Source organism: uncultured Salegentibacter sp. (genome assembly GCF_963972535.1).
Lineage (GTDB): Bacteria > Bacteroidota > Bacteroidia > Flavobacteriales > Flavobacteriaceae > Salegentibacter.
Genome location: NZ_CAXAVR010000131.1, coordinates 1 through 6,629 on the forward strand (window position 1 = coordinate 1; position 6,629 = coordinate 6,629).

6 protein-coding genes are annotated in these 6,629 nt (G+C 35.5%); 3 read left to right on the forward strand and 3 right to left on the reverse strand.

All coding sequences use genetic code 11. The annotated features are described in order from the left end of the window. Window positions 1-1,022: THUMP domain-containing protein (locus AACZ30_RS12245; protein WP_339649660.1), on the reverse strand; the 1,022-nt coding region annotated here is incomplete at its 3' end. 234 nt (window positions 1,023-1,256) lie between these two features. Here AACZ30_RS12245 and AACZ30_RS12250 point away from each other — a divergent pair. The 3 genes from AACZ30_RS12250 to AACZ30_RS12260 all read left to right on the forward strand — a co-directional run bounded on the left by AACZ30_RS12250 (window position 1,257) and on the right by AACZ30_RS12260 (window position 3,017). After that, window positions 1,257-1,925: a ZIP family metal transporter gene (locus AACZ30_RS12250; RefSeq protein ID WP_075327145.1), complete on the forward strand. Its 669-nt coding sequence runs from the start codon at window positions 1,257-1,259 to the stop codon at window positions 1,923-1,925. A 1-nt stretch (window position 1,926) separates the two neighbouring features. Continuing rightward, window positions 1,927-2,352 (forward strand): DUF4268 domain-containing protein, encoded by a 426-nt coding sequence (locus AACZ30_RS12255; RefSeq protein ID WP_339649662.1) that lies wholly within the window; start codon window positions 1,927-1,929, stop codon window positions 2,350-2,352. 218 nt (window positions 2,353-2,570) lie between these two features. Then, window positions 2,571-3,017, forward strand: coding sequence for a hypothetical protein (locus AACZ30_RS12260; protein ID WP_143083695.1), 447 nt, complete (start codon window positions 2,571-2,573; stop codon window positions 3,015-3,017). A gap of 7 nt (window positions 3,018-3,024) precedes the next feature. On the opposite strand, the gene AACZ30_RS12265 is transcribed toward AACZ30_RS12260, so the two are convergent. Together AACZ30_RS12265 and pta are read right to left on the reverse strand one after the other, a co-directional pair. After that, window positions 3,025-4,212, reverse strand: coding sequence for an acetate kinase (locus AACZ30_RS12265; RefSeq protein ID WP_339649665.1), 1,188 nt, complete (start codon window positions 4,210-4,212; stop codon window positions 3,025-3,027). Window positions 4,213-4,255: 43 nt separating this feature from the next. Continuing rightward, window positions 4,256-6,349 carry a phosphate acetyltransferase gene (gene pta / locus AACZ30_RS12270; RefSeq protein ID WP_339649666.1) on the reverse strand — a complete coding sequence of 698 codons (2,094 nt, stop codon included), beginning with the start codon at window positions 6,347-6,349 and terminating at the stop codon, window positions 4,256-4,258. Window positions 6,350-6,629: the final 280 nt, after the last annotated feature.

The window sequence follows — 6,629 nt, forward strand, 5'->3', positions numbered from 1 at the left end:
GTGATAAACCAGGCATCGGTTCCCGGGTAGGCCTGCTTCAGTGTATCTCCAATTTCTTTATAGAATTTCGGCATATCAATCTCCAAACGTTCTCCATACGGCGGATTAAACAACATATGTAAATGCCTTTCCCCTTCTTTTTCAGAGGCAAAGAAATCCTGTCTTTTTACTTTAATAAATTCAGTGAGATTGGCATTTTCAATATTATCAATGGCTTTGTGTACTGCCGAAGGTGCAGTGTCATAACCCTGGATAGTAAAATGAAATTCCCGTACTTTTTTAAGTACCGACTCTTCAATTTTTTCAAATAGATCTTCGTCCCAATCTTTCCAACGTTCAAAAGCGAATTCCTTTCGGTTTAAATTTGGTGGAATATTGCACGCAATCATTGCGGCTTCAATTAAAATAGTTCCACTTCCGCACATGGGATCCAGAAAATCGCACTGCCCGTCCCAACCAGAAAGTAATAACATCCCAGCGGCCAAAACCTCGTTTATGGGCGCAATATTGGTCGCGGTCTTATATCCACGTTTGTGTAAAGACTGGCCTGAAGAATCAAAAGAAACATTACAAAAATTCTTTTCAATATGAATATTAACCCTCAAAGTTGGAAAATCAAGTTCTACATTTGGTCTTTTATCAAACTTATCCCGAAAACGGTCTACAATGGCATCTTTTGTTTTTAAGGAAATATATTGGGAATGCGTAAAAGTTTCAGAATGTACTGTGGCATCAATAGCCAGGGTATCGTCTACATCCATAAAATCTTCCCAGGGTAGTTCGTAAATTTTCTTGTAAAGGTCTTCTTCAGAAAATATTTTAAAACTTTGGTATGGTTTAAGAATTTTAATTGCAGTTCTAAGGCATAAATTCGCTTTATACATAAAGCCTTTATCACCTACAAAGCTTACATTTCTGGTTCCCTCTTTTACATCCATAGCGCCAAGTGCCATTAATTCTTTAGCCAAAACTGGCTCAAAACCATACATGGTCTTGGCAATCATTTTAAAATTATTTTCCATATCGGTTTTTTACAGTCCACAAAAATAGGGTAATTTTGCTGAATATTAGTATTGCCGGCTGGGGATGCTGAAATATTACCAATGCTTTTACGACTTATCTTTTTAACTCCTTACACTGAGGATTGAAAATCGTTGTGGCTGGTGTTAATTTTTTATTTTTTACTCCCGATTAACTTCGGTAGAGGCCCTGGAGTGTGCCTTGAGCAATTTTACTAATTATTTTTGACTTAATTAATGATCTACATTTTACCTTTAATTTCTGTAATTGCCGGTTACCTTATTGCCATTTTCTTAAAACCCTCCTCCTCTATTGGTTTTAAGCTGTTGCTTAGTTTTAGCGGTGCTTATCTCCTGGCAGTTACCATTTTTGAATTACTGCCCGAAGTTTATCTAAATGGAACCGAAGAAGTTGGTATTTTTATAATGTTGGGCTTACTGCTGCAAATAATCCTCGAATTTGTTTCTAAAGGAGTTGAACACGGGCATTTGCACCACCAGGAAGGAATGAAAAAATTCCCTATTCTATTATTGATTAGTTTGAGTATTCACGCATTTTTGGAAGGTTTCCCTATGGATGAAGGCGATCATATCTTACACGGAGTCGTAATTCATAAAATTCCCGTGGCGACCATACTGTCGGTTTTTCTTATCCATTCTAATTTGAGTAAAATTAAAGTCGGCCTGTTCCTCGCGGTTTTTGCTTTAATGACGCCGCTGGGAAGTTTCTTTAAATCGCAATTCAGTTTACTTCAGGATATTTCAATTTACATTAACGCGCTGGTAATTGGTATTTTTCTGCACGTTTCTACTACTATTTTATTTGAAGCTTCTAAAAATCATAAATTTAATATTTCCAAGTTGGCAGTGATTGTTGGCGGAATTTTACTGGCTTATTTTATTTAATATGTTTAGCAAAGCCGAAAGCAAAAAATTAAGGCAACAGTTCTGGACGAGTTTCGGTATCGTTTTCCGGAGAAAATGGTTGCTTTATAACACCGGAATTAAAGAACTTGAATTAAAATTTACGTTTAACAAAAAATTTGCCCAGGTTTCTATAGATGTTATAGATGAAGATCCGCTGATTCGCGAATATTATTTTGAAAAGCTGCTTTCGCTGAAAAAAATCCTAACCACAGAATATCTACCAGATGCCTTATTTGAGGAAGAGTATGAACTTCCTGAAGGGAAAATAATTTCCCGGGTTTATGTTCAGCTTGATGGTGTTAGTATTCACAACCGCAATCAATGGCCTGAAGCGATGAAATTCCTGAATGATAATATGGAAAAAATGGAAACTTTCTTTGTGGAGTATAAAGATCTTTTTAGGTAAAGTCTACATTCTAATTGTTCATCATACTATTTGTTTCTTCATCTTCTAATAAAAAAATACCATGCCAGCGCATCTCCCATTAGAAATTCGGCAATTATTAAGTATCTTTTAATAATTGTTTAATCTTATTTAACAGCTAATTTTCCCTTTTTCCAGTAAATTCATTACAAATACTACTACTTCCAATTAAGGAATGTATTAAAAAGGAAAGTGAGGAAATGATGTTGAGGAAACCTTCTGAAGTAGACCACCTGGAAAAATATTATATTGCTAATTATACTGCCGCGATATACTATAAACACTGTATTTTAACTACCAAAAAAATCTTTTTAAAGAAACTGTTTAAATCTTTATACAATCATAAAAAAGCATTGAAAGACGATTTAGACCGGCATATTTTAGAAGCAAGAGACCAGGATTACCTGGACCAGCTTTTATTAAAATGTAAAAAAGAAGTGCTTAAAATGCAACAGAATTTAAGAATGAACACCAACCCAAAATCAGGACAAATTTGTACCGAAATGGAAAGGCGCTTTTTTAACCAGTTGCACCAAACACTTCAAGTATTAACAGATGGAAGTTTACGTAATACCTTATTGTCTCACAAACATAAATCTAAAGCTTTACAGGAAAGATTACACCTGGTAAGCAAATACCTAATATAATTAACCGTTAAATCCCCAGGTTATAAGTCTGTTGTGCGATTTCCAGTTCTTCATTGGTAGGAATAACTAAAACCTGAACTTTTGAATCTTCAGCATTTATAGTTCTTAATTCTTTTAAACGCTGCTTGTTTTTATCTTCATTCAATTTAATTCCGAAGAACTCCATATCTGCACAAACCAATTTGCGAATAACATCGCTGTTTTCACCAATTCCCGCTGTAAAAACAAGGGCATCAACGCCATTCATGGCAGCTGTGTATGCGCCAATATATTTTTTAATTCGGTAGGCATTCATATCCAGGGCTAATTGGCATTGTTTATTTCCATTTGCCGCCTGTTCTTCAATATCCCTAAGATCACTAAAACCGGTAAGGCCGTACATCCCACTTTTATTATGCAAAATATCGCTTACTTCCTGGGCTGAATATCTTAATTGTTCCACCAGGTAAAAAATAACCGACTGGTCTATATCTCCACTTCTTGTTCCCATAATAAGTCCGTTTACTGGCCCAAAACCAAGAGAATGGTCTATGCTTTTTCCATCTTGTACCGCCGTAATACTACAACCGTTTCCTAAGTGAATACTTATAATTTTAGAATTATCTTTTTGTAAATATTCAATGGCTTTTTCCGTCACATATTTATGACTGGTACCGTGAAACCCATATAGTTGAATGTGGTGTTTGTCTGAAAGTTCTGTAGGAATAGCATATTGCGAAGCCTGCTTAGGAATACTTCTATGAAATGCGGTATCAAAAACCGCTACCTGTGTGGCATTCGGGAAAAGTTTTTCCGCCACTTCTATCCCTTTTAAGTTTGGAGGATTATGCAAAGGTGCCAAAGAAAAGTATTCTTTAATCTTAGCCTTTACCTTCTCGTCTATCACTATGGTTTTAGAAAAACTATCGCCACCGTGCACTACCCTATGGCCAATTGCCGGGATTTCTTCAGCTTTTTTAATAACTCCTTTTTCAGAATCCATTAAAAGATCTGTAATTGCCTTTAATGCTATGGCGTGATCTTTTGCTAAAAGTTCTTCTGAAATTGATTCATTTTTAGTTTTATAATGAAGTTTTGAACCTTCCAATCCTATACGTTCTACCATTCCTGAAGCTAAAACTTCTTCTGAAGGCATTTGTATTAATTGAAATTTTAAAGACGAACTTCCTGAATTTATAATTAAAATATTCTTCATTTGTTTGTGTTTGAGTTCAGCATCTTGCTGATTTCATTCTGAATTAAATTCCTTGAGCCTGGATGGCAGTTAAAATTACGGTATTGTAAACATCGGCTACTGTACAACCACGACTTAGATCGTTTACCGGCTTATTTAAGCCCTGAAGCATTGGTCCTATGGCCAAAGCGCCAGTTTCACGTTGTACAGCTTTATAAGTATTATTTCCGGTATTTAAATCGGGGAAAATTAGTACGTTGGCCTGTCCAGCTACTTCAGAGCCTGGAAGTTTACTTTTTCCAACACTAATATCTACTGCCGCATCATATTGAATTGGGCCTTCAATTTTAAGATCTGGTCTTCGTTCTTTAACTATAGCAGTAGCTTCTCTCACTCTATCTACATCTTCACCTTTTCCTGAAGTTCCCGAAGAATAAGAAAGCATCGCAATTTTTGGATCTATGCCAAAGGCTGAAGCACTTTCTGCCGAAGAAATAGTAATTTCTGCTAATTCTGCCGCAGTAGGATTCGGATTAATCGCGCAATCTCCAAATACTGAAACCCTATCTTCTAAACACATAAAAAATACAGAAGAAACTACAGAAACATTTGGTTTGGTTTTTATAAACTGTAAAGCGGGTAAAATAGTATGTTGCGTAGTATGCGCCGCACCAGATACCATCCCGTCTGCGTGACCTTTATAGATCATCATAGTTCCGTAGTAAGAAACATCGCTTAAACGGTCTTTCGCCATATCCATATTTACACCCTTATGTTTTCTTAATTCATAGAAAGTTTCAGCATAATCCTGGAAATTTGGGGAATTTACAGGATCTATAATATTTACTTTTGAAAAATCAAGATCTAAAGCAATTTTAGCTACGGTTTTCTGAATAGTATCAAAATCTCCTAGTAAAGTTAGCTCTACCAGGTCCATATCTATAAGGCGTTTTGCTGCGGTTAGGATACGCTCATCTGTACCTTCTGGCAACACAATATGCTTTTTACTTTGTCTGGCTCTCTTCACCAAATCGTACTGAAACATTCTGGGAGTTCTACCCTGGGGTTGGTAATTTGTAAGTTTTTCTACCAGGGGATCAAAAGAAACATACCGCTCAAAAATACTAATGGTAGTTTGTATCTTCTGAATACTATCGGCATAGATATTAGACTTTATAGCACCAACTTTATTTGTAACTGCAAAAGTCCCCTCCTGTACCGAAATTATAGGTACAATATCAGATAAACCTTCAATTAATTTTAAAATTGATTCTTCCGGCCTTAAACCACCGGTTAAAATAATTCCTGAAATTCTTGGATAATTGCTCGAAATATTGGCTTGTAATGCACCAAGAATAATATCAGCTCTATCACCAGGAGTAATTACTAAACTTTCATTTTTTAATGTAGTTAGATAATTCCTAAGCTGCATAGCACCCACTCCAAAATTTCCGGTTTGATTATCAAGAAAATCGTGCCCAAATAAAACCGTCCCGTCCAGTGCTTTTACTATTTCTTTTAAAGTAGGATTGTTAAGTGTATCGATTAACGGAATTGCAAATACATCAACTTCCTGCGGTAAAAATCCGCGCATATTCGTTGTTGCAGGCTCCAGGTTCTCTTCCTGTATTTTATTACTAACCATAGCAATAACCTGAACTTCCTTATCTCTAAATGCACGATAAGCCATTTGCTGATTTCCTAACAATTCTTCCCAGCTCTTAAACTGGCCGCTAACTACAATTATTACCGGTATTCCTAAATTCTTAGCAATCACTACGTTTACATCAAACTCAAAAACACTACCCTCACCAGAGAAATCACTTCCTTCTACCAATATAAAATCAAATTCATCTTCCAGCTTTTTATACTTGGAAATTATAGTGTCAATAATCTCCCCCGATTTCCCATCATTTGTTTTTTGAATTACCTCACTTCGGGTAAATGCATAAGTATCTTCATAAGGGATTTTTAAATCAAAATAGCTTAAAACTGTATCTATGTGATTGTCTTTTTCTCCTTTCGGGACATCGTTTATAATTGGCCTAAAGTAACCTACTTTCACCATTTTTCCTAAAAGTGTTCTCATTAATCCTAACGAGATCATAGATTTTCCGCTGTGGGATTCCAGCGTAGCGATATAAATTCCTTTGTTCATAATTTGTAAATTGGTTCGGCAAAAATAAAGTTAATAAAACAATTGTGTTTTTATGTTACTGGTAAAAAGAAGTAAACCTGACATCTATCAGCTTTTGATTATTCATACAACTAAAAAGAGGGTATACAATGAATTTTAGCAAATTGAATTAAACAAAAAAACCACCCGAAGGTGGTTTTAAAAATTAACTTATTGGTCTATTATAAATCCAGCAAACCTAGAAGAAGAATATCAAAATTCACTTCTGAATCTGCATCTACTGAGAAGCCTAGAAGATCTA